The sequence below is a fragment of the Allosphingosinicella indica genome (genome assembly GCF_900177405.1).
Lineage (GTDB): Bacteria > Pseudomonadota > Alphaproteobacteria > Sphingomonadales > Sphingomonadaceae > Allosphingosinicella > Allosphingosinicella indica.
In genome coordinates, this window is record NZ_LT840185.1 from 1,736,254 (window position 1) to 1,758,686 (window position 22,433).

The 22,433-nt window shown below is 67.7% G+C and carries 24 protein-coding genes; 11 read left to right on the forward strand and 13 right to left on the reverse strand.

All coding sequences use genetic code 11. From position 1 onward, the window contains the following. Positions 1 to 80: 80 nt before the first annotated feature. The 3 genes from B9N75_RS08555 to B9N75_RS08565 all read right to left on the reverse strand — a co-directional run bounded on the left by B9N75_RS08555 (position 81) and on the right by B9N75_RS08565 (position 2,946). Entirely contained in the window at positions 81 to 1,205 is a 1,125-nt protein-coding gene (locus tag B9N75_RS08555) for an alanine racemase (RefSeq protein ID WP_085218412.1), read from the reverse strand. 101 nt (positions 1,206 to 1,306) lie between these two features. Further along, positions 1,307 to 1,510: a hypothetical protein gene (locus B9N75_RS08560; protein ID WP_085218413.1), complete on the reverse strand. Its 204-nt coding sequence runs from the start codon at positions 1,508 to 1,510 to the stop codon at positions 1,307 to 1,309. 68 nt (positions 1,511 to 1,578) lie between these two features. Beyond that, positions 1,579 to 2,946: an L-serine ammonia-lyase gene (locus B9N75_RS08565; protein ID WP_085218414.1), complete on the reverse strand. Its 1,368-nt coding sequence runs from the start codon at positions 2,944 to 2,946 to the stop codon at positions 1,579 to 1,581. A gap of 65 nt (positions 2,947 to 3,011) precedes the next feature. On the opposite strand from B9N75_RS08565, the gene pabB reads away from it, so the two are divergent. From pabB to msrA, 3 genes are all read left to right on the forward strand, one after another. Further along, on the forward strand, positions 3,012 to 4,751 hold the full coding sequence (pabB, locus tag B9N75_RS08570) for an aminodeoxychorismate synthase component I (protein WP_172840857.1): 1,740 nt from the start codon (positions 3,012 to 3,014) through the stop codon (positions 4,749 to 4,751). Between the two features lie 107 nt (positions 4,752 to 4,858). Further along, entirely contained in the window at positions 4,859 to 5,329 is a 471-nt protein-coding gene (gene msrB / locus B9N75_RS08575) for a peptide-methionine (R)-S-oxide reductase MsrB (RefSeq protein ID WP_085218415.1), read from the forward strand. Next, on the forward strand, positions 5,326 to 5,916 hold the full coding sequence (msrA, locus tag B9N75_RS08580) for a peptide-methionine (S)-S-oxide reductase MsrA (protein ID WP_085218416.1): 591 nt from the start codon (positions 5,326 to 5,328) through the stop codon (positions 5,914 to 5,916). Before msrB ends, msrA begins: the two co-directional genes overlap by 4 nt. Positions 5,917 to 5,936: 20 nt before the next feature. On the opposite strand, the gene pdeM is transcribed toward msrA, so the two are convergent. The 5 genes from pdeM to B9N75_RS08600 all read right to left on the reverse strand — a co-directional run bounded on the left by pdeM (position 5,937) and on the right by B9N75_RS08600 (position 10,727). After that, a complete protein-coding gene (pdeM, locus tag B9N75_RS08585; RefSeq protein ID WP_085218417.1) occupies positions 5,937 to 6,599 on the reverse strand; it encodes a ligase-associated DNA damage response endonuclease PdeM in 663 nt (220 codons plus the stop codon). Between the two features lie 56 nt (positions 6,600 to 6,655). After that, positions 6,656 to 6,811: a hypothetical protein gene (locus tag B9N75_RS13995; RefSeq protein WP_157123757.1), complete on the reverse strand. Its 156-nt coding sequence runs from the start codon at positions 6,809 to 6,811 to the stop codon at positions 6,656 to 6,658. A gap of 142 nt (positions 6,812 to 6,953) precedes the next feature. Beyond that, positions 6,954 to 8,993 carry a hybrid sensor histidine kinase/response regulator gene (locus B9N75_RS08590; protein WP_085218418.1) on the reverse strand — a complete coding sequence of 680 codons (2,040 nt, stop codon included), beginning with the start codon at positions 8,991 to 8,993 and terminating at the stop codon, positions 6,954 to 6,956. A 2-nt stretch (positions 8,994 to 8,995) separates the two neighbouring features. Then, complete coding sequence (locus B9N75_RS08595; protein WP_085218419.1) at positions 8,996 to 10,186, reverse strand: dipeptidase; 1,191 nt, start codon at positions 10,184 to 10,186, stop codon at positions 8,996 to 8,998. An 82-nt stretch (positions 10,187 to 10,268) separates the two neighbouring features. Continuing rightward, positions 10,269 to 10,727, reverse strand: a complete 459-nt coding sequence (locus B9N75_RS08600) for a hypothetical protein (protein ID WP_085218420.1) — start codon at positions 10,725 to 10,727, stop codon at positions 10,269 to 10,271. 253 nt (positions 10,728 to 10,980) lie between these two features. On the opposite strand from B9N75_RS08600, the gene B9N75_RS08605 reads away from it, so the two are divergent. Next, positions 10,981 to 11,478 carry a hypothetical protein gene (locus tag B9N75_RS08605; RefSeq protein ID WP_085218421.1) on the forward strand — a complete coding sequence of 166 codons (498 nt, stop codon included), beginning with the start codon at positions 10,981 to 10,983 and terminating at the stop codon, positions 11,476 to 11,478. On the opposite strand, the gene B9N75_RS08610 is transcribed toward B9N75_RS08605, so the two are convergent. Continuing rightward, entirely contained in the window at positions 11,475 to 12,287 is an 813-nt protein-coding gene (locus B9N75_RS08610) for a phosphodiester glycosidase family protein (RefSeq protein WP_085218422.1), read from the reverse strand. The two genes, B9N75_RS08605 and B9N75_RS08610, sit on opposite strands and share 4 nt — an antisense overlap. After that, on the reverse strand, positions 12,268 to 13,023 hold the full coding sequence (locus B9N75_RS08615) for an SDR family NAD(P)-dependent oxidoreductase (protein ID WP_085218423.1): 756 nt from the start codon (positions 13,021 to 13,023) through the stop codon (positions 12,268 to 12,270). Before B9N75_RS08615 ends, B9N75_RS08610 begins: the two co-directional genes overlap by 20 nt. Positions 13,024 to 13,040: 17 nt before the next feature. Here B9N75_RS08615 and B9N75_RS08620 point away from each other — a divergent pair, with 17 nt between their 5' ends. Next, positions 13,041 to 13,622 (forward strand): DUF2585 domain-containing protein, encoded by a 582-nt coding sequence (locus B9N75_RS08620; RefSeq protein WP_085218424.1) that lies wholly within the window; start codon positions 13,041 to 13,043, stop codon positions 13,620 to 13,622. On the opposite strand, the gene fumC is transcribed toward B9N75_RS08620, so the two are convergent. Beyond that, on the reverse strand, positions 13,619 to 15,010 hold the full coding sequence (gene fumC / locus B9N75_RS08625) for a class II fumarate hydratase (protein ID WP_085218425.1): 1,392 nt from the start codon (positions 15,008 to 15,010) through the stop codon (positions 13,619 to 13,621). The two genes, B9N75_RS08620 and fumC, sit on opposite strands and share 4 nt — an antisense overlap. Before the next feature lie 96 nt (positions 15,011 to 15,106). Then, a complete protein-coding gene (locus tag B9N75_RS08630) occupies positions 15,107 to 15,589 on the reverse strand; it encodes an SspB family protein (RefSeq protein ID WP_085218426.1) in 483 nt (160 codons plus the stop codon). Positions 15,590 to 15,679: 90 nt separating this feature from the next. Here B9N75_RS08630 and B9N75_RS08635 point away from each other — a divergent pair, with 90 nt between their 5' ends. After that, a complete protein-coding gene (locus B9N75_RS08635) occupies positions 15,680 to 16,057 on the forward strand; it encodes a histidine triad nucleotide-binding protein (RefSeq protein ID WP_085218427.1) in 378 nt (125 codons plus the stop codon). A gap of 114 nt (positions 16,058 to 16,171) precedes the next feature. Beyond that, the gene (locus tag B9N75_RS08640) at positions 16,172 to 17,746 is read left to right on the forward strand and encodes an amino acid permease (protein ID WP_085218428.1); all 1,575 of its coding nucleotides are present in this window, start codon (positions 16,172 to 16,174) and stop codon (positions 17,744 to 17,746) included. 79 nt (positions 17,747 to 17,825) lie between these two features. Here B9N75_RS08640 and B9N75_RS08645 read toward each other — a convergent pair whose 3' ends face one another. Then, a complete protein-coding gene (locus B9N75_RS08645; protein ID WP_085218429.1) occupies positions 17,826 to 18,062 on the reverse strand; it encodes a DUF6356 family protein in 237 nt (78 codons plus the stop codon). Between the two features lie 77 nt (positions 18,063 to 18,139). On the opposite strand from B9N75_RS08645, the gene B9N75_RS08650 reads away from it, so the two are divergent. The 4 genes from B9N75_RS08650 to B9N75_RS08665 all read left to right on the forward strand — a co-directional run bounded on the left by B9N75_RS08650 (position 18,140) and on the right by B9N75_RS08665 (position 22,408). Then, a complete protein-coding gene (locus B9N75_RS08650; RefSeq protein WP_085218430.1) occupies positions 18,140 to 19,324 on the forward strand; it encodes an aromatic amino acid transaminase in 1,185 nt (394 codons plus the stop codon). A gap of 24 nt (positions 19,325 to 19,348) precedes the next feature. Then, entirely contained in the window at positions 19,349 to 20,131 is a 783-nt protein-coding gene (locus B9N75_RS08655) for an SDR family NAD(P)-dependent oxidoreductase (protein WP_085218431.1), read from the forward strand. Between the two features lie 133 nt (positions 20,132 to 20,264). Next, entirely contained in the window at positions 20,265 to 21,266 is a 1,002-nt protein-coding gene (locus tag B9N75_RS08660) for a CaiB/BaiF CoA transferase family protein (RefSeq protein ID WP_085218432.1), read from the forward strand. Continuing rightward, positions 21,266 to 22,408, forward strand: coding sequence for an acyl-CoA dehydrogenase family protein (locus B9N75_RS08665; RefSeq protein WP_085218433.1), 1,143 nt, complete (start codon positions 21,266 to 21,268; stop codon positions 22,406 to 22,408). Before B9N75_RS08660 ends, B9N75_RS08665 begins: the two co-directional genes overlap by 1 nt. Positions 22,409 to 22,433: the final 25 nt, after the last annotated feature.

Consider the following 22,433-nt stretch of genomic DNA (forward strand, 5'->3'; position numbering starts at 1 on the left):
TTCAGCATCCATCTTGGTGCCGATCGCGACCTTCTCCAGCATGGACCCTGAAACGAGTTCAGGGTGACGATCAGGCCTGGTTACCAACCCCCAGTCTTTTCCCATTCCCCCGTCAGCCGATCACCGTCGGTGAGGTGGTAGCTCTCGTACATCGCGGTGGTCATGCAGACGTGGTTGGGGAAGACTCGCACTTTCGCGCCGACCGGAAGCAGGGCAGCGAGGCCTTCGTCGGCGATCGGCACCGCGCCATGTTCCTGGTGGACGGTCTCCACGATGAGGCGGCCGAAGCTCGGGCGGCCGTGCAGATCGGCGACGAGGCCGTAGCCCATGTCGTCGCGGCCGAGCGCGGCGGTCGAGCGGTCCTTGGAGAGGGCCAGCCCGCCCGCGTCGAGCATGATGCGGCCCTTGTGATGGCTGATGACGCTGGCGAGGACGGAGACGGCCATGTCGTCCGGCTCGTGCGAACCGATCGCCGCCTGGAAGAGATCGCCCGCCATGTACACGCCGGGGCGAAGCTCGGTCAGCCCGTCCGCCGAGCGGCCGTGGATCGCGGTCGGCGTCGATCCGGCGCTGACCCCCGGCACGTCATGGCCCTCCGCCCGGAGACGATCGGCGGCGTGGACGACGGCGCGGCGCTCCAGCTCGGCGATAGCGGCGATCTCGCTCGGCTGCCGCTCGCGATAGCTGTGGCCGCCATGAGTGGCGACGCCTGCCAGCGCCACGGGCGACTCCGCCAGCACCTGGGCGATCGCGATCAGCGCATCGCCGTCGGGATCGACGCCGGTGCGATGCTCTCCGCAGTCCACCTCGATCCAGGCGGAAAGCGTAATGCCCTGCGCGTGGGCGAAGGCAGCGGCCGCGACCGCCGCCTCGACCGTGTCGAGGAAGAAGGAAAAGTGCGGCGCCTTACGCGTGATTTCCGCCGCCGCGGCGAGCTTGCCCGGCGGCAGGCAGACGGCGAGTTGGATGTCGGCGATGCCGTGGCCGGCGAAATAGTCCGCTTCGCGCAGCGTCGAGACGGCGATGCCGCCATGATCGGGGTCGATCGCGATGCGTGCCGCGTCGATTGCCTTCAGCGTCTTCATGTGCGGGCGGAGCCGCGTCCCACGCGCCGACACGCGATCCCGCATCCGCGCGCAATTCGCCTCGAAGCGCGGCCGATCGAGCAGCAGCGCGGGCGTTGGTAGATCGGTGAGCGCGGTCACTTGGCGGCGATCAGGAACGGCAGGCGGCGCATCTCACTCTCTCCGTTTACGTGCGGGAGCGCTAGCGCGTGCTTCGGAGCCGGGCAACCGGCGGCGCGGATTCAAGCGTGGGCGATGCCGCCGGGCGCGGGAATGGCGTCGAAATGCTTGACCTTGCGCTTGTCGCACCAAACCTCGACCGCTTCGGCGCCGACACGCTGGCTGGCGATGTGGACGGCCTCGACGTCGTCGCGGGCCAATATCTCCTCGCTGCCGAGGATCGGCCCGCCGGTGTCGCGCATGAAGAACAGCCGGTAATAGGACATCGCGGCCCTCGCCCGAGCGACTCGCTCTCTTCGCCGCGATAATAGCGCATTTCCCGAAGGAAACGGAGTCAGCACTCAACCACGTTGACGGCGAGGCCGCCGAGGCTGGTTTCCTTGTAGCGCTCGTTCATGTCGAGGCCGGTGCGGCGCATCGTCTCGATCACCTGATCGAGGCTGACGCGGTGCGATCCATCGCCCACCATCGCGAGGCGCGAGGCCTCGATCGCCTTCACTGCGCCGACCGCGTTGCGCTCGATGCACGGCACCTGCACCAGCCCGCCGACGGGATCGCAGGTGAGGCCGAGATTGTGCTCCATGCCGATCTCGGCCGCATTTTCGATCTGCGCCGCGGTGCCGCCCAGCGCCGCGGTCAGGCCCGCCGCCGCCATCGAGCAGGCGACGCCGACCTCGCCCTGGCAACCCACTTCTGCGCCCGAGATCGAGGCATTTTCCTTGAACAAGGATCCGATCGCCGCGGCGGTGAGCAGGAAGATGCGCACCCCCGCCTCGTCCGCGCGCGGGGTGAAGCGCTGATAGAAGCGCAGCACGGCCGGGACGATGCCGGCGGCGCCGTTGGTCGGCGCGGTGACGACCTTGCCGCCCGCCGCATTCTCCTCGTTCACCGCGAGCGCCCAGAGATTTACCCAGTCGATGACGGTGAGCGGATCGGAAAGCGCGCGCTCGGCGCGCTCGGTGAGCAGTCGGTGGAGCGCGGGGGCGCGGCGCTTGACGCGCAACCCCCCGGGAAGCTCGCCCGACTGGCCGATGCCGCGATCGATGCAGGCCGACATCGCGGCGGCGATCGCATCGAGCCGCGCGTCGATCTCGGCATCGTCGAGCGACACGCGCTCGTTGGCGCGGGCGATGCTGGCGATGCACATATGCTCGCGCGCGGCGATGGCGAGGAGTTGCTCGGCGCTGCTGTAGGGGAAGGGCACGTCCCAGCCACCCTCGGCCGGCGCGTTGCGGCCGACCTCGTCCTCGCTGAGGATCGCGCCGCCGCCGACCGAATAATAGGCATTCTCCGCAATCGGCGTGCCCGCGCGGTCGAGCGCGGTGAAGCGCATGCCGTTGGAATGGTGCGGCAGCCGCTCGCGCTGATGGAAGAGCAGATCGCTCGGTTCGTCGAAGCCTATATCGCGCCGGCCGCCGAGTATCAGCCGCCCCGTCTCACGAATACGGACGACGGTGCGCTCGGCGGCGTCCGGGTCCATCTCCGCCGGCCGCTCGCCGGAAAGACCGAGCAGGACGGCGCGATCCGTGGCGTGGCCCTTGCCGGTCAACGCGAGCGATCCATAGAGCTCGGCGCGGACGCGGGCGACGTCCAGCCCTTCAAGCGTCTCGACAAAGTCGGCTGCGGCCGTCATCGGCCCCATGGTGTGCGAACTCGACGGACCCACCCCGATCTTGAACAGATCGAACGTGCTGGCGACCATGCAGGAATATCCTCTCTTTGCGCGCCGCTCTAGCAGCCGCGCGGGCCGAGGGGGAGGGGGCTGACATGGCCTTCGTGCTGATCGACGATGCGCGGCCGGGCGGGCGGGCGACGCTGTATCGCGATCCGGCGGAGATCGTCGTGGCGCACCGGCCGGACGAGGTGCGGCCGGCGCTGGAGCGGCTGCGCGATCTCGGCGGTCGTCATGCTGCGGGGTTTCTGTCCTACGAAGCTGGCTATGCGCTGGAGCCGAAGCTCGCTCCGCTGGCGGGCGAGGGTGAGCAGCCGTTGCTCTGGTTCGGGTTGTTCGACCGCGCCGAGCCGGTCGATGCGGATGCTTTCCTGCCTGATCCGGCAGCGGGATGGGCGGGCGCCATCGAACCGCTGGTCGCGCGCGACGATTACGAGGCGCGCGCGGCGCAAGTGATCGAGCATATCTTCGCGGGCGACATCTATCAGGCGAACCTCAGCTTTCCGGCTTCGGTGCGGACCGCGGGCGATCTCCGCGCAGTCTATGCCGCGATCCGCCGCCGTGCGGGGGGCGGGCACGGCGCGCTGGTCCACACCGGCGATCACTGGCTGCTGTCCTTTTCGCCGGAGCTGTTCTTCACGCTCGCGGACGGCCATGTCGTCACCCGGCCGATGAAGGGCACCGCGGTCCGCGCGCCCGGCGTCGCTGCCGATCGCGCTGCCGCCGCGGCGCTCCACGCCGATCCCAAGCAGCGCGCCGAGAATCTGATGATCGTCGATTTGCTGCGCAACGATCTGTCGCGCGTCGCGCGGCCGCACAGCGTGCAGGTGCCGGCGCTCTATGCGATCGAGACCTATCCGACGGTCCACCAGATGACCTCGACGGTCACCGCCGATCTTGCCGCGGGCGTCGGCCCGGTCGACCTCATCGAAGCGATTTTCCCATGCGGATCGATCACCGGCGCGCCCAAGATCCGCGCGATGGAGATCATCGCGGGGTTGGAAGCGCGCACCCGCGGCGTCTACACGGGCGCCATCGGCACGATCGGGCCGGGCGGCGATGCCGCGTTCAACGTCGCGATCCGGACGCTGGCGATGAAAGCGGGAGAGACGATGGCGACGATCGGGCTGGGATCGGGGATCGTCGCCGACAGCCGCGTCGAGGATGAATGGCGCGAGTGCCTGGCGAAGGGAGCGTTTGTGGGGGAAGCGGCGAAGTTCGACCTTTTCGAGACGATGCGGTTCGATCCCGTCGCAGGCATCGTCGCGCTCGACCGGCATTTGCAGCGGATGAAGGACAGCGCGGGCACACTCGGCTTCGCGTTCGACCGGCACGACGCGCGCAACGAATTGCAGGCCGCGACCTTCCGGCTGCGCGAGGCGCGCAAGGTGCGGCTGCGGCTTTCGCCCAGCGGCGCGATCGCGGTGGAAGTGCGGCCGCTGCCGGAAGCGCCGTTCCAGCCCGTGCCAGTGGCGATCGCGCCGCTGCCTGTCGACGCCGCCGACTTCCGCCTGCGCCACAAGACCAGCAATCGCGCCTTCTACGACGATGCCCGCGCCGCATCGGGGGCGTTCGAGGCGGTCTTCGAGGATGGCGAGGGCTTCCTGACCGAGGGGAGCTTCACTCACCTGTTCGTGGAGCGCGGCGGCGTGCTGCTGACTCCGCCGCTGGTCCGCGGGATGCTGCCCGGCACGCTGCGCGCCGAACTGATCGAAACGGGCAAGGCGGAGGAGGCCGAACTGACCCGCGCAGATCTTTCCGGCGGGTTCCTGATCGGCAACATGCTGCGCGGGTTGCTTCGCGCCAAGCTCGCGCGGCCGTCCGCAAGGCGCTGAGCCGAAACCGCCCGGCGCATCCGCGCGTATCTTCGGGACGAAGCGGCGCGATGCTATGCTGCGCGGCGCAAAGTGTTTTTTGGCGGGGGCCGGACAAGGAGCTTTCGATGCTCGATCGGCGCGAGATGATATTGGCGGGGATAGCGACAGCGGCGCTGGCGGCGTGGCCGGCCGGCGCATGGGCGAAGGGCTATGCGGTGACGCTGAGCGACGCCGAATGGCGCAAGCGCCTCAGCCCGCAGCAATATGCCGTGTTGCGGAAGGAAGCGACCGAACGGCCCTTCTCGTCGCCGCTCGACAAGGAGAAACGCAAGGGGACGTTCCTGTGCGCTGGGTGCGCGCAGCCGCTGTTCGCCTCCGCCACCAAGTTCGACAGCCGCACCGGCTGGCCGAGCTTCTACGCGCCGCTCAAAGGAGCGGTCGGCACGCGCAAGGACGGCAGCCTGATGATGGCGCGCACCGAGGTGCATTGCGCGCGGTGCGGCGGGCATCTCGGCCATGTCTTCCCCGATGGTCCCAAGCCGACCGGGCTCCGCTATTGCATGAACGGCGTCGCCATGACGTTCCGCGCGGCATGAAGCGGCTGATCGCCCTGCTGGTGCTCGCCGCCGCGGCCCCGGCATCGGCCGCGCCGCTGCAGACCGCGGTGCTCGCCGGCGGCTGCTTCTGGGGTGTCGAGGCGGTGTTCGAGCATGTGAGAGGTGTCAAATCGGCGGTGTCGGGCTATGCCGGCGGCAGCGCCGAGGATGCGACTTATGCCAAGGTCAGCAGCGAGCGGACCCGTCATGCCGAGGCGGTGAAGATCGTATTCGATCCCGCGCTCGTCAGCTACGATCAGCTGCTTCAAGTCTATTTCCGCGTGGCGCACGACCCAACCGAGCTCAACCGGCAGGGGCCGGACGTCGGTCCGAGCTATCGCTCGGCGATCTTCCCGCAGTCGGCAGCGCAGAAGCAGGCGGCGGTGGCGTGGATCGCAAAGCTGGACAAGTCAGGCGCCTATAAGAGGCCGGTCGTCACCCGGATCGAGACCGGGACCTTCTATCCGGCCGAAGCCTATCATCAGGATTTCATGCGCCGGAACCCGCTGCACCCGTACATCGTCGTCAATGACAGACCGAAGGTCGCGGCGTTGAAGAAGGCGTTTCCGGCGCTTTACCGCGCCTGAGCATGTGGCCTGAGCGCCGCTCAGGCTGCGATCGGGAATTGCAGCAGCCGGTCGGCGACCGGCACCAGCGCCTTTGCCTCCCCGCCGACCGCGCGCAAGATCTCGGGATGATGCGCGTCGAGCCCGCCGGTAAGCGCGCCGAAAGCGGGCAGTATGAGCTTGCGCGGCGTCGCGACGAAACAGCGGCGCGAGACGCGGCGGCCGCGCAGACTGATGCGTAGCTTGGGGTGGAAATGGCCGCTGAGCTCGGGCCGCGGATCGGCGGGATCGGCCTCGTGCCGCAGCACCAGCCCGTCGACCACCGCCTCGTCGACGATCGCACCGCCGCAATGATCGGCGAAGCCCGGATCGTGATTGCCGGTGATCCATGTCCAACGCGTGTCGGCAGTGAGGCCGGTCAGCAGCCCGCGCGCCTCGGCGGGAAGCCGGTCGCAGCCATGCCGGTCATGAAAGCTGTCGCCCAGGCACCAGATTTCGCGTGCGCCCGTTGCTGCAACCAGCGCGGCCAGCGCATGCAGCGTCGCGATCGAATCATAGGGGGGTAGCATCTGCCCCAGCCGCGCGAACCAGCTCGCTTTCTCGAGATGCAGATCGGCGACCAGCAGCGCGCGGCGGCCGGGCCAGAACAGCGCACCCTCCGGCAACGCCATCAATTCGACATCGCAGAACGAAAAGCGAACCATCGGCCCGCTATAGCGCGGGGGCGGAGCCGCGCAAGCGGCTGCCGGCGTTGGCGGAATCAGGCCTGCGGGATCTGGTAGGACGAGGCGCTCGCCGGCACGACCTGCGCGGGCTCGTCGCGCATCAGGCCGGTGGTCCACACCAGGGCCGCGCCAAGGACGAAGCCGTTGACGGCAAGGACGAATGGGTTCTCGAGCTTCTTCAGAATATGCATCGGTTTACGCCTCACTTGACGCGGCTTTTGTGCAGCACGGCCCCTAAACGGCGCGTGAACCGGCCGCGATGTCGGCGCGACAAGAGTAGCGATTCGGTCGACAGGACCGATTTCGGGGACCAATCGCAGACCGGAAATGGCGTCAGGCGGCGATATTCTCTTCGACGGTCGCGGCGAGATCGGCGATCGTGAAGGGCTTCTTGAGGATCGCGCAGCCGGCGCCCATCACCGCCTCGATCTGGCGGGTTTCCGCAAAGCCCGTCACGAAGACGATCGGCAGTTCAGGATGCGTCTTGCGCACCTCGCGCGCGACGTCGGCGCCGTGCATCTGCGGCATGGCGTAATCGAGCAGGACCAGTTGCGGCTCCGCGGTCTCGATCAGCTCAAGGCCTTCCGCGCCGCCTTCGGCCGAGACGACGCGATAGCCGATTTCCTGCAGCGAATCGGACAGGAAGGTGCGCACCGCCGGATCGTCGTCGATCACCAGCACCGTGCCGGCATCGCGGACGCGCCGGGTGCCCGCGTCGGCATTCTCGCCGCCCGCCGCCGCCTCGGCCGCCTCCGCCGCCGGCAGCAGCAGCCGGACGGTCGTGCCCTTGCCGGGCTCCGACTCGATTGCCAGCGTGCCGCCCGCCTGCCGCGCGATGCCGTAGACTTGCGCCAGGCCGAGGCCGGTGCCCTTGCCCATCGGCTTGGTCGAGAAGAAGGGCTCCACGGCGCGGGCGAGCACGTCGGAGCTCATGCCTTCGCCGGTATCGACCACCTCGATCGCGACATAATCGCCGGGTTCGACCTCCATCGCATGATCGACGCGGTCGCGGCGCGTCCGGATCGTCAGCCGGCCGCCCTCGGGCATGGCATCGCGCGCGTTGATGGCGAGGTTGAGCAGCGCATTTTCGAGCTGGTTGGCGTCGCAAGTAGCGTGGCCCGCCTCCGGATCCAGCTCCATGCCGACCGCAATGCCGCTCCCCAGCGCGTGGCGGAGAAGGTCTTCCATATTGGCGACCAGCGGATTGACCCCGACCGGCGCCATGCTGATCCGCTGCACGCGAGAGAAGGCGAGAAGCTGGCCGGCGAGCTTGGCGCCGCGGCGCGCGCTTTCCAGCGCGGTCTCCGCCATGCGCCGCATGCGGGCATCCTCCACGCGCGAACGCAGCATCTCCAGCCCGCCGATGATGGGGGTGAGGAGATTGTTGAAATCATGCGCGATGCCGCCGGTGAGCTGCCCGACGGCCTCCATCTTCTGCGCCTGGCGAAGCTGGTCCTCGGCGCGCATCCGATCCGCCATCTCGGCCTGGACGCGGTTGAGCGCCGCGACGAGATCGGCCGTCCGCTCGGCGACCTTCTTCTCGAGCGTGTCATTGATTTCGCGCAGCGCTGCCTCGGCGTCCTTGGCCTCGGTCACGTCGTGGGCGACGCCGATGAAGCCTTCATGCGCGCCGTCCGCTCCCCAGCGTGGCTGCGACATCGACCGCATCCAGCGCCAGCCCAGCGTCGTCCGATAGCGCGCCTCCAGGACGAACGGCTTGAGCGACGCCTCGCCAGCGATCGACTCCGCGACGATGCGGTCGTGATCGTCGGGATGAAGGATGGTCCGCCAGTCGAGATCGCGCGCCTTGGCGTAGGACAGACCGAGGAAATCGACATAGGCGCGGTTGACGAAGCTGCGCTTGCGGTCGATCCGCGTCACCCACATCGGCACCGGCGCGCTGTCGGCGATCAGGCGGAAACGCTCCTCGCTCTCGCGCAGCGCATCGAGTGCGTGGTGCTGCTCGGTAACGTCATGCCCTTCGACCAGGATGCCGCTCACCGCGCCGGTGTCGTCGAATACCGGTTGGTAGACGAAATCGAGGATGCGGTCCGCCAGCGCGTCGCCCTCGCCGGTCTTGAGCTGGACGTGGAGAGAATGGCCGACATAGGCCCGGCCGCTGTCGCGCACTTCGTCGAGCAGCTCGAAGAAAGGGGCATCGGCCAGTTCCGGGAAGGCGTCGCGGACCGTGCGCCCGATGAGATCGCGGCCGCCGGTGAGATCGCGATAATCGCGGTTGGCCATCGCGAAGACATGATCAGGCCCGCGCAGCACCGCGACGAAGCCGTCGACCTTGGCAAACAGCTCTTCCAACTGCCCGGCATCCGGCAGGGCAGCGGCGATCGCGGAAGCAGAGGGCCGGCTGCGCGGCATGGTCAGCGCGCCTCCCGTGCCGCTTCGGCCTGCCGCAGCAGCCGGAGCGTATTGCCCCCCATGATCTTCGCGATGTCGGCATCGGCGATGCCCGCCTCCCGCAGCCGCGCGGTAACCTGCGGGAGCGCTGCGATATCGGTCATGCCCTTTACACCTCCGCCGCCGTCCCAATCGGCGCCGAGCCCGACGTGATCGACGCCCATCACCGAAATGGCATGAAGCAGCGATTTCATGAACATTTCGAAATCGGCCGTGGTGTACGGCGTCTTCGCGTCCTGCGCGGCCTTGTCGGCGATCAGCGCGCGGCGCTCCTCGGCCGAAAGCTGGCCCCAGCGTTCCTGCCGCGTCTCGATGGCGCTCCGCTCGTCGCTATTGTCCATGGCGCCCAGGAACACGCTGTTGATCTGCATCACCCCGCCCTTGGCGGCGAGCTTGCGCATCCGCGCGTCGTCGAGGTTGCGGGGATGGTCGTAGATCGCGCGCGGGCCGCTGTGCGAGAGGATGATCGGAGTCTTGGACAGCGCAAGAAGATCGTCGAAGGTCGCATCGGAGGAATGGCTGCCGTCGATCACCATGCCGAGCCGGTTCATCTCCACTACCCATTTGCGGCCGAGCGGGCTGAGCCCCTTCCAGCGCGGCTTGTCGGTGGTGGAATCGGCGAACTGATTGTTCTTCGAATGGACCGGGCCGGCCATGCGCACGCCCATGTCGTAGAAGGTCTTGAGCAGCCCGAGATCCTCGCCCAGCGGATAGCTGTTCTCGATGCTCTGGTAGACGATACGCTTACCGGCGCGGTGGAGCCGCTCGGCATCGTCGGCGGTAGTGGCGAGGGCGAGCTTGCCCTCGTTTTCCGCGACGACGCGCTGGATCGCCATCGCGCGGCCGAGCGCCGCGTCGCGCGCCTTGGCATAGCCGGCGGGGGAGACTTCGCCCTGCGGCGTGTAGATGACGAAGAAGCCGCCATCGAGCCCGCCCGCCTCCATGCGCGGCAGATCGACCTGGCTCATGTCGAAATCATAATCGTGCCAGTCCTCGAACCGCCAGCCGGGCCGCTCGAACAGGACGGGCGTGTCGAGATGGGTATCGAGCACCAGCATCTGCTCGTGGAACAGCCGATCGACCGGGCTGACATCGGACTGGGCGAAGGCCGTGGTGGCGAGCGCGGCGAGGGGAAGAAGGGCTGCGGCGCGCATCGGCTATGGTCCTGGCGTTTTGGCGGGGAGGGGCAGGAATAATGTCTTATGGCCGCATGGCAAGTTCGCGCGCCGTGCCGGATTAGTCGTCCTCCCAGCCGAGCACGAAATCGCGCAGCGCGCGCGCATCGTGCAGCGCGTTGTGGGGGACGCGGCTGTTGTTGGCGGTGCTGAAGCCGGGGCTGGCGACGAATTCGAACTTCAAGCTGCCGATGGGCACGATGTCACCTTCGCCGATCACCAGCAGCGAGCAGAAATAGGCGATGTCGTCGGGCCAGTCGGCGACGATGGTCGCGTCGCGGTCGGCCGCGAGATAATCGGCCACCGCTTCGGCCGCGGCGATGCGCGACAGCGGAGCGGGCGAATGACCCGGCGGCACTTGGCCCAGGAAGGGCACGACATTGCGCGCAACCCAGGGATGCAGCGCATCGGGAAGATCCAGCGTGGCGTAAAATTCATGGTCGCCGAACTCGGGGACCAGCGCGAGGCTGATGAGCGCGCCGCCCCAGCCGTTGAACTCGGTGTCTAGGAAATATCGCATCGGAAGCGCGCCTATCTGCGCTGCGGCGCGCGCTGTCCACCCGTCGCCCGGAAAAGCTCGCTTCGGCGCGAGGTGCGCGAGGTCTGCAACCAAAGCCGAGTCCGGTGGTTTGAATTGGAAACGGACATGAGCGGGGGGCTGACAGGAGCCCTTCATGTTCAGGCACTTGGTTGCATGTATTGCCCTTGCGGCGCCCATCGCGGTCGCCCAGGCGCAGGTAGAAAATAGCTCGGTTCAGGCGCCGGGAGAGTGGGTGCTCGAAATCGCGCCCAATGGCTGCCTCGTGCATGCTGCGACGCCGACCGGGACTACGGTTTCTGTCTGGGGCCGCGCCGGCGAGGACAGCCTGCGCTTCCTCGTCCAGAATCCGACGTGGAACTCGCTGCAGGATGGCGGCAAATATGATCTGCAGGTCGGTTTCGACGGCAAGTCGCAGTTCCCGCTGGAGGCAGTCGCGCGGCAAAACCTCGACCAGGACGGGCCGGGCCTGACCTTTGCGGTGAGTCCCGCCGCCGAGAAGGAAGGCGTCAACTTTCTCGATTCCTTCGCCGCCGCCGATGGGATGCACATCAGCCAGGACGGCAAGCGGCTCGAGACGATGGCGCTGAAGGACAATCGCACCGCGATGGGCGCGCTCGCGAAGTGCCTGTCGATGGTCTACCAGTCGATGGCCAATGCCGCGGCAGCGCAGACGCCGGACGGTAGCGCCGCGGGCGTGGTCGAAGTCAGCGCCGACGCTACGCCGCTCTAAGGCTTGCGGCTGACGACGATCATCGGGCCGAGCCGCGAATAGGCGTCGCGGCGGCCCGCAGCAGGATTCCACAGGCTCGATACACTGCCGTCGAGGTAGAGCGCATTGGGGCAGCCCAGCGCATCGCGGAAGAAGCGGGCGAAGCGGCCGAACGAAACGCCTTCCTCGCTGATGACGAAGAAAGCGGTGGCGGCATCTCGCACGCCGACGCCATTGCGGACGTAAAGCGAGCGGCCGTTCTTCTCGAAGCGCGGATGGACGGCATCGTCGATCACCAACATCGGCCCGGACTGCGTTGCCCAGCGCGGCGATTTAACGGCGGTGCGGAAGCGCTCCGACGGCGTGATCGAAATCGCGCCGCGACTGTCGATCGCGAAGACGCCATTGGGCATCAGGTGGAAGTTGCCGGCGCCGTTCTTGAGGTTGAGCGCGCGCCCCTCAGTGCCGTCCTCGACATATAGGCCGATCGGCTGGCCGAAATCGTCGAACATCCCGCCGTTCATCGCGAAGCGAACACTTGCCGCATCGGGGCCGAGCGCCTGTTCCAGCGCCTTGAGACTGCGCAATGGCTGTCCGTCCTCCCCTGCCAGGATGAGGCGGAACTCGTCGCGCCGCGCGTTGTAGCGGCAGACGGTGAAGTGCGACCCCTCGAACGCCTGCGTTTCGCAGGCCGGCGGCGCAGTGACGAAATCGGGGAGGCGCGGGGCGACGTCCGGCTGTGGCGCCGGGCGAAGCGCCAGCCATGCCGCCAGCAGCGCCATGCCGCCGAGCGCAGCAGCGATCAGCGCCCTAAAGCGTATAACCGCCATCGCTCACCAGCGTCTGGCCGGTGACGTTCGCCGCCGCATCCGACAGCAGAAAGGCGATCTGTCCCGCGATCTCCTCCGGCTGGGCGTAGCGGCCGAGCGGCGTCGCCATGCCCGCCATCGCGGCGAAGGCCTGTTCGCGCCCGCCGGTGCTGGCCTTCAAATCCTCGAAGAAGGGGAGGCCATCCCAGATCGGCGTCTCTACCCCGCCCGGCGCGATTGCGTTTACGCGGATGCGCTGCGGCGCGCCATCCTTGGCCGCGACCCTGGCGAGGTGGATTACCGCCGCCTTCGAAGCGCCATAGGCGCCGGTGCCGGGCTCCGCTTTCAGGCCGGATGCCGAGGCGGTCAGCGCGATCGCGCCGCCGCGGCCCTGCATCTCGCGCATCGCTGCCTTCAGCGTCAGGAACGCGCCGTCGAGATTGACCTTCATCACGCGGCGCCAGTCGGCAAGCTCCATGTCGGCGATCGTCCGGCCATCTGCGATGCCTGCATTGACGACGGCGTGGGTGAGGCCGGTGAGATCGGCATTGCCCCACAAGGCCTCGTCGGCGACGTCGCCGATCAGCAGCATCCGCTCGCACGGCAGCGAGAAGGCGAAATCGGCGAGCCGGTTCTCGTCTCGATCGGCGAGGATCAGCTTGCGCGCGCCGCGCTCCGCCAATAGCCGGGCGGTGGCGGCCCCGATGCCGGACGCGGCGCCGGTGACGAGGATGATCGCATTGTCGAATTCGGCCATGAAGGGGCTTTAGAGGCATGGCGCGGACGAGGAAAGGCGGCGGGATCGCGGCGCGCTACTGGCTGATGGCGATCGGCATCACGCTCGCAGCGGCCATCGCGCTGGTCTGGATGGGCCGTCCGCCGATCTGCACTTGCGGCACGATCAAGCTGTGGGCGGGCGCGGCGCACAGCGCCGACAACAGCCAGCATCTCGCCGACTGGTACACTCCGAGCCACATCGTCCACGGCTTCCTGTTCTACGCCCTGTTCTGGCTGCTCTGGCGGGGCGGCCCGCGCGGGCCGCGCTTCGTCGCCGCGGTTGCGCTTGAGGCGGCGTGGGAGGTGGCGGAGAACACCCGCTGGGTGATCGACCGCTATCGCGACGCGACGATGGCGCTGGGTTATACCGGCGACAGCGTCATCAACTCGGTCGCCGACATCGGCTGGATGGCGCTTGGCTATCTCATCGCGTCGCGGCTGCCGTGGCGGGTGACGGCTGCGATCGGCGTGGGGCTGGAGCTGCTCACGCTCTACGTGATCCGCGACAATCTGACGCTCAACGTGCTGATGCTGGTCTGGCCGATCGACGCGATCCGGGTCTGGCAGAGCGGGGCCTAGCGCCCCAGCATGTCCTCCGGCCGCACCACGCGGTCGAACGTCTCGGCATCGACCAGCCCCAGCGCCAGTCCTGCCTCCTTGAGTGTCAGCCCCTGTTCGTGGGCGTGCTTGGCGATCTTCGCGGCATTGTCGTAGCCGATCTCGGGCGCCAGCGCCGTCACCAGCATCAGCGACCGATCGACCAGCTCGGCGATCCGCCGCTCGTCCGCTTCCAGCCCGTCCACGCAGCGGGTGGCGAAACACTCCATGCCGACCGCGAGCAGATCGATCGAGCGCAGCACCGCGGCGCCGATCATCGGCTTGAACACGTTGAGCTCCAGATGCCCCTGCAAGCCGCCCACAGTGATGGCGGTGTGATTGCCGATCACCTGCGCCGCGACCATCGTCAGCATCTCGCACTGGGTGGGATTGACCTTTCCGGGCATGATCGAGCTGCCCGGCTCGTTGGCCGGAAGCACCAGCTCGCCGATCCCCGACCGCGGGCCGGAGCCGAGCAGGCGGATGTCGTTGGCGATCTTGGTGAGCGCGGCGGCGAGCGTGTTGAGCGTGCCCGAGAGGTGGACGAGGGGGTCGTTCGACGCCAGCGCCTCGAACTTGTTCTCGGCGGTGAAGAAGCGGTAGCCGGTGATGTCGGCTATGGCCTTCGCGACCGCCTGGCCGAAGCCCGCCGGCGCGTTGAGCCCGGTGCCGACTGCGGTGCCACCCTGCGCGAGCTGCGCCATGCCATGCTCCAGCGCCGGCTCGATCCGCTTGCGGCAGCGATAGAGCTGGTTGGCATAGCCGGAGAACTCCTGCCCCAGCGTCAGCGGCGTGGCATCCTGCAGATGGGTGCGGCCGATCTTGACGATCCCGTCCCACGCCTCGGCTTTGGCGGCCAGCGCATCGTGGAGCCGGTCGAGCGCTGGAAGCAGGCGGCGCGTCCCCGCCAGCGCGGCGGCGATGTGCAGCGCCGTTGGGAAGCTGTCGTTTGACGATTGCGACATGTTGACGTGATCGTTGGGGTGGACGGGCGCCTTGCCGCCGCGCGTGCCCGTCAGCACCTCGTTGGCGCGGCCGGCAATCACCTCGTTGACGTTCATGTTGGTCTGGGTGCCGCTTCCCGTCTGCCAGATGACGAGCGGGAACTGGTCGTCGAGCTTGCCGTCCGTGACTTCCGCTGCCGCCGCTTCGATCGCATCGGCGATCTTCGCGACGAGGCCGTGGCTGCGGTTCACCCGCGCCGCCGCCTGCTTCACCACCGCCAGCGCGTGGACGATGCCGATCGGCATTCGCTCGGTGTGCGGGAAAGGGAAATTCTCGATCGAACGCTGCGTCTGCGCGCCCCAATAGGCGTCGGCAGGGACCGCGATCGGCCCGATGCTGTCGGTTTCGGTGCGGGTTTCGGTCATCTGTCGCTCCGCTTGCCCTGAGCCTGTCGAAGGGCTGTCCTTCAGGGAAAAGCAGGGCTTCGACAGGCTCAGCCCGAGCGGCGGAGAGGAAGCGCGCTACTTCTTCCGGCTGAAATCCACCGAGACGACGTTCGATCCGTCTTCTACCGGCGCCGCGACGGGATGGTCGTTCTCGGCCTCGTCATGCTCTTCCGGTTCGCTGTCGTCGCCCTGGACATGGAACTGGAGCGCGAAATTGACCGCGGGATCGTGGAAGCCGGTGATCGCGGCGAAGGGGATCACCAGCTTGGCGGGAAGCTGGTTGAAGCTGAGACCCACCTCGAAGCCCTCCTCGGTCACCTTCAATTCCCAGAAGCGGTTCTGGATGACGATCGTCATCTCGTCCGGGAAACGTTCCTTGAGGTGCTTGGGGATGTCGACGCCGGGCGCCGCGGTCTTGAAGGTGATGTAGAAATGGTGGTTGCCGGGCAGCGCGCCAGTCGTCTCGACCTCGCCGAGCACACGGCCGACCACCGCGCGCAGCGCCTCCTGCACGATCTCGTCATAGGGAATCAGGCTGTCGGGCGCGTCGTCGCTCATGCGCCGACTCCTAGCGCGGGGCGGAAGCCGGTCAAGCGCGTTGCGCCGCATCGGGGCCAGCGATTATGCCGTCGTCCAAAGGAGACCGCCATGCCGATCGATGCGACGCTGCCTTATGACGAGAGCAACATCTTTGCCCGCATCCTGCGCGGCGAGCTGCCCTGCAAGAAGGTCTATGAGGACGATCACGCGCTCGCCTTCCACGACATCAATCCGCAGGCGCCGCAGCATATTCTGGTGATCCCAAAGGGCGCCTATGTCTCGTGGGACGATTTCTCGGCCCGCGCGGAGGACGCGGAAATCGCGGGGTTCGTTCGCGCCGTCGGCCATGTCGCGCGGGAGGCCGGGCTGGTGACGGACGGCTATCGCCTCCTCGCCAACATCGGCCGCGAGAGCGGGCAGGAGGTGCCCCATCTCCACGTCCACATCTTCGCCGGGAGGCCGCTCGGGCCGATGCTCGCGCGCTAGGCCGGTACGCGGCGCCGCGCTTTCGCTATTGCGCCTCCGCCGTCAGCCGCTAGGCTCCGCGCAATTTCCGGGCATGGCGCAAAGCTGGCCCTTGTTCGCGATAAGGGGAAACTCATGAAATTCGAGCGGGTCAAGCCACTCGACGCCATTCTGGCGACGGCCGAGAAGAAGTCGCTGCATCGTTCGCTCGGTGCCCTCCAGTTGACGCTCTTCGGCATCGGCTGCGTCATCGGCACCGGCATCTTCGTGCTGACGTCGGCCGGCGCGCAGAAGGCCGGCCCCGGCCTTATGCTCGCCTTCGCGATCGCCGGGCTGATCTGCGTCGTCGCAGCGCTCTGCTATGCGGAAATCGCGGCGATGATCCCGGTCGCGGGCTCCGCATACACCTACACCTATTCGGTCATGGGCGAGCTGCTCGCCTGGACGGTCGGCTGGGCCCTAGTCCTCGAATATGCGGTCGCGGCGTCCGCGGTGTCGGTCGGGTGGTCCGGCTATTTCACAGGAACGATATTGAATCAGTTCCTGGGCATCCAATTGCCGGCGTTCCTGGCGGCGGGGCCGCTCGCGCTGGGCGGCGCGCCGGGCGGGTTCATCAACCTGCCGGCCGTCGTAATCGCGCTGCTCATCACCTGGCTGTTGATGATCGGCACAACCGAATCGGCGCGCGTCAACGCCGTGCTGGTCGCCATCAAGGTCACCGCGCTTACCGCCTTCATCATCCTGACGCTGCCGCGCGCAGAGGCGGAGATGTTCAATCCCTTCCTGCCGGCCGGCGTTTTCGGCGGCCTGGGCTCGGGCGTCGGCGCGGTCGGCGCCGCGGCGACGATCTTCTTCGCCTATGTGGGCTTTGACGCAGTTTCGACGGCAGCGGAAGAAACCCGCGATCCGCAAAAGAATGTGCCGATCGGACTGATCGGCTCGCTGCTCTTCTGCACCGTTTTCTACATTCTGGTCGCCGCCGGCGCGATCGGCACCATCGGCGGCCAGCCGATCATGGGCCCGAACGGCATTCCCTTCCCGGCCGGTTCCGCCGAGCTCGCGCGCCAGTGTGCGATGCCGGAATATGCGGAAATGCTGGTCTGCTCGAACGAGGCGCTCGCCCACGTTCTGCGCCAGATTGGCTTCTCGGGCATCGGCAACATGCTCGGCATCGCCGCCTTCGTGGCGCTGCCGTCGGTGATCCTCATCCTGCTGTTCGGCCAGACGCGCATCTTCTTCGTGATGTCGCGTGACGGCCTGCTGCCGGAAGGGCTGTCGAAGATCCACCCGAAGTGGAAGACGCCTTATGTCGTCACCGCGATTACCGGCGGCGTCGTCGCTTTCGCGGCCGCCTTCCTTCCGGTCGGCCAGCTTGCGGACATCGCCAACGCCGGCACGCTTTATGCGTTCTTCATGGTCGCCATCGCGGTGATGATGCTGCGCAAGACCGAGCCCAATCGGCCGCGCAAGTTCAAGACGCCGGCGCTGTGGCTGGTCGGGCCGCTGACGATCGCGGGCTGCCTGTTCCTGTTCCTCAACCTGCCGTTCGAGGCGATGATTGTCCTTCCCGCCTGGGGCGCGATCGGCATGGTGATCTATTATCTCTACGGTTACCGGAAGAGCCATCTCGGCCGCGGTATCGTCGAGGTGCACGAGAGCGAGATCGACGAGATCGCGCCGCACATCCCGGGTGTCGACGAGCCGCGCTGAGGCGCGACCGGCACCACGGCAGAAACGAGAAGGGGAGGCCTCGGCCTCCCCTTTTTTTGTGCCTGCGAAGGTCGCGCGATCAGATGATCGGATGGCGTTCCCAATTGGGCGCATCGACGCGCTTCTCGATCCCGCGGTTGAGCTTGCGGATCAGATCGCTGGCGGTGTTGACGAACACGAACGGCAGCACCGCGTGGATCACGCAGGCGATGCCCGCGCCGATCAACTGGAAGCCGACGCGTCCGGCGTGCGTACAGTGCTGGCCATAGCTCTCGCCCACGTCGTGCGGATGGCTGGTAAAGGGATTTCCGCTCATTGCCGCGGCTCTGCAAAAAGATTGACGCCCATCGCCGCACGATAGACCTTTCGCGCGCCAAGCGCCAGAGAGCGGCCATGTTCCAGACCATCCCCGATCCCGTTCCCGACGCGCTCCACGGCGTGATGGCGGCGTTCCGCGCCGACCCGCGCCCGCACAAGATCGACCTCGGCGTCGGCGTCTACCGCGACGACAGCGGCGCCTCGCCGGTGATGGCGGCGGTGAAGGCGGCGGAGGCGCGGCTGGTCGCGGATCAGGACAGCAAGGCCTATCAGGCGCTGAAAGGCGACGAGGCGTTCGTCGCCGGGTTGGGCGCGCTGGCGCTCGGCGTGCCGCTGCCGCCGCGCGCCGCGGCGATCCAGGGCTCCGGCGGCACCGGCTGCCTGCGGCTCGCGCTGGAGCTTGCCAAAGCGGCGAATCCGGAGGTCCGGCTGCATCTCGGCCTGCCGAGCTGGCCCAATCACGCCAATCTAGCCGCCGCGACTGGGATCGCGCTGGTCACGCACCGCTATTTCGACGTCGAGGCGCAGCGCATCGACCGCGAAGCGGTGCGCGCCGCCGCCGAGGGGACACGCGCCGGCGACCTGTTCCTGTTCCACGGCCTCTGCCACAACCCGACCGGGTCCGATCTCGACGACAGCGACCGTGCCGGCCTGCTCGCGATCTTGCGCGAGAATGGCGCGGTGCCGCTGGTCGATGTCGCTTATTACGGGCTGGGAGACGGACTGGAGGCCGATCTCGCCTTCGTCCGCACCGTCGCCGCCGAGCCGCGTGCGCTGATCTCCGTCGCCTGCTCTAAGGCGTTCGGCCTCTATCGCGAGCGCACCGGCCTGCTGATCGCTGTGGCGGAGAGCGAAGCGGAGGCGGCGCGGGTGCAGGGGCGGCTGGAGACGATCAGCCGCACGCTCGTCTCGATGCCGCCCGCGCATGGCGCCGCGGTGGTCGTGGACATCCTCGTCGATTCCGCTCTCCGCAAAGACTGGATGGTAGAGCTGGAAGAAATGCGCGCGCGGATCTTCGGGCTGCGTGGCGAGCTGGAAGCGCTCAGCAACGTCGCGCCGATGCTTGCCGGCATATCGCGCCAGCGCGGCATTTTCCGGATGTTGCCGCTCTCGCCTGATCAGATCGCGGCGCTGGCACGCGATCATGCCATCCACATGGCGCCGTCAGGCCGGATCAACATCGCGGGATTGAAGGCCGGCGACGCTGCGCGGCTGGCGGAGGCGCTCGCGGCCTTGTCGAAACCGGGCGCTTCGCTCTAGGGCCGGGATCAAAGGGAGAAAGCGATGAAACTCGATTCCAGCATTTCGGCGGTCGTCACCGGCGGCGCCTCCGGCCTCGGCGAAGCGACAGCGCGCGCGCTCGCCGCGAAGGGCGTGAAGGTCGCCCTGTTCGATCGCGACGCCGACAAAGGCGAGAAGGTCGCGGCCGAGATCGGCGGGGTGTTCTGCCAGGTCGATGTGACGTCCGACGAGTCGGTTGATGCGGGGTTCGAGAAGGCGCGCGCAGCCAACGGGCAGGAGCGCATCCTCGTCAATTGCGCGGGCGTCGCCAACGCGGTGAAGACCGTCGGCCGCGACAAGACCACGGGCGAGAAGAGAGCCTATCCGATCCACCAGTTCGAGCTGGCGATCCAGATCAACCTGATCGGATCGTTCCGCTGCCTTTCCAAGTCCGCGCTCGGCATGGTCGATCTCGATCCGCTCGACGATGGCGAGAAGGGCCTCGTCATCAACACCGCCTCGGTCGCCGCGCAGGACGGGCAGATCGGCCAGGCCGCTTATGCCGCCTCCAAGGCGGGTGTGCTCGGCATGGCGCTCCCCGTGGCGCGCGACCTGATGGGCGAGGGCATCCGCGTCAACACGATCCTTCCCGGCGTATTCAAGACGCCGATGGTCGCGATGATGCCGCAGAACGTGCAGGACGCACTGGGCGCGCAGGTGCCGTTCCCCAAGCGGCTCGGCCAGGCGGAGGAATATGCCCGCCTCGCGGTGTTCATGGCGGAGAACGTCTATCTCAACGCCGAATATGTCCGCCTGGACGGCGGCATCCGCATGGCGCCGCGCTGATGAATATCCTCCCCCGGCATGGCCGGGGGAGGGGGACCATTCGCAGCATGGTGGAGGGGTATTCTGAGCCCGTAGGCCCCTCCACCGCGCTGCGCGCGGTCCCCCTCCCCTGCGAAACGCAGGGGAGGATCGGGTGAAGCCGCTCGCTGGCATCCGCATCGTTGAGTTCGCCGGGCTCGCGCCTGCGCCTTTCGCCGCGATGATGCTGTCGGACCACGGCGCGCACGTCGTCCGAATCGAGCGCGCCGGCTGGAACCCGCCGATCCCGCCGGAGAAGGACATCTTGCGCCGCGGCCGCGCGGAAATCCTCAGCCTCGATTTGAAGCAGCCCGACGCGGTCGCGACGGTGCGGGAGTTGGTGCGCGAAGCGGACGGGCTGATCGAGGGGTTCCGGCCGGGGGTGATGGAGCGGCTCGGGCTCGGCCCCGATGTGCTGCAGGTGGACAATCCGCGCCTCGTCTACGGGCGGATGACCGGTTGGGGGCAGACTGGGCCGCTCGCAGATACCGTCGGCCACGACATCAACTACATCGCGCTGGCGGGCAATCTGCACGGCTACGGCCGCGCCGACGGGCCGCCGACACCACCCGCAAACGCCGTCGGCGATTTCGGCGGCGGGGGGATGATGCTCGCGTTCGGGATGCTCGCCGGCATCCTCTCGGCGCGGGCAACCGGCAAGGGATCTGTGGTCGATTGCGCGATGGTCGACGGCGCGGCGCTGCTGTCGGCGCAGACCTGGTCGCTGCTCGCCGCCGGCATGTGGCGCGACGCCCGCGGTGCCAACCTGCTCGACGGCGGCGCGGCCTGCTACGACAGCTACGAATGCGCCGATGGCCAGTGGATCGCGATCGGCGCGATCGAGCCGCATTTCTTTGCCGCGCTGTCGGACAGGCTGGCGTTGAAATCCGCGCAATTCGATCCCGCGCTGCGTGACGAGTTGACTGTGCTGTTCCGCACCCGCCCGCGCGATGCGTGGCTGGCGCTGCTCGACGGCGCCGATGCCTGCGCCGCGCCGGTGCTGTCGATGGCCGATGCACCGCGCCATCCGCACAATGCGGCGCGCGGCACCTTCATCACGGCGGACGGCATTGACCAGCCCGCGCCGGCACCCCGTTTCTCATTTCCGGAGGATTGATGCTCGACACCGCCCGCCGCACCGCATTCGACGCGGAGCATGGCCTGTTCCGCGATCAGGTCCGCCGCTTCTTCGACAAGGCGCTGATCCCGCACCTCGACCGCTGGGAGGAAGAAGGCATCGTCGATCGCGACCTCTGGACGCAATGCGGCGAGACGGGACTGCTCTGCCCGACGGTGCCGGAGGAATATGGCGGGCTGGGCCTCGACTTCCGCTATAATGCGGTGATCGACGAGGAGCTGGCCTATGCGGGCTCCACTGCGGGCATCACGCTCCATTCGGACATCGTCGCCGACTATATCGTGGTCTACGGATCGGAGGCGCAGAAGCAGCATTGGCTGCCCCGGATGATCTCGGGCGAAACGCCGACCGCGATCGCGATGACCGAGCCGGGCGCGGGATCGGATCTGCAGGGCGTGCGCACGACCGCGATCCGCGATGGCGATTCCTATGTCATCAACGGGTCGAAAACCTACATCACCAACGGCCAGCATGCCGATCTGGTGATCGTCGTCGCCAAGACCGATCCGAGCCAGGGCGCGAAGGGCACTTCGCTGATCCTGGTCGAGGCGGACCGCGAGGGATTCGCGCGCGGGCGCAACCTCGACAAGATCGGCCTCCATTCGCAGGACACGTCGGAGATGTTCTTCAACGACGTTCGCGTGCCGGCGGACAATCTGCTGGGGCAGGAGGGTGCGGGCTTCGCCTATCTGATGAACCAGCTCCCGCAGGAGCGGCTGTCGATCGCCTGCTCGGCGCAAGGCGCGGCACAGCGCGCGTTCGATGAGGCGCTGGCCTTTACCCGCGATCGCAAGGCGTTCGGCAAGAGCGTGCTCGATTTTCAGAACACCCGCTTCACGCTCGCCGATCTCGCGACGAAGCTGCAGGTCGGCTGGGCGCATCTCGACTGGGCGATCACGCGTCATGTCGCGGGCGAGCTGACCGCCACGGAGGCGAGCGCGGCGAAGCTTTGGCACACCGAATTGCAGGGGGAGGCGTGCGACACCGCGCTCCAGCTCCACGGCGGCGCGGGCTATATGAACGAATATCTGATCGCGCGCCTCTGGCGCGACGCGCGCGTCACCCGCATCTTCGGGGGCACCAACGAGATCATGAAGGAAGTGATCGGCCGCGGGCTTTAGGCGCCACTCTCGTTTGTCATTCCCG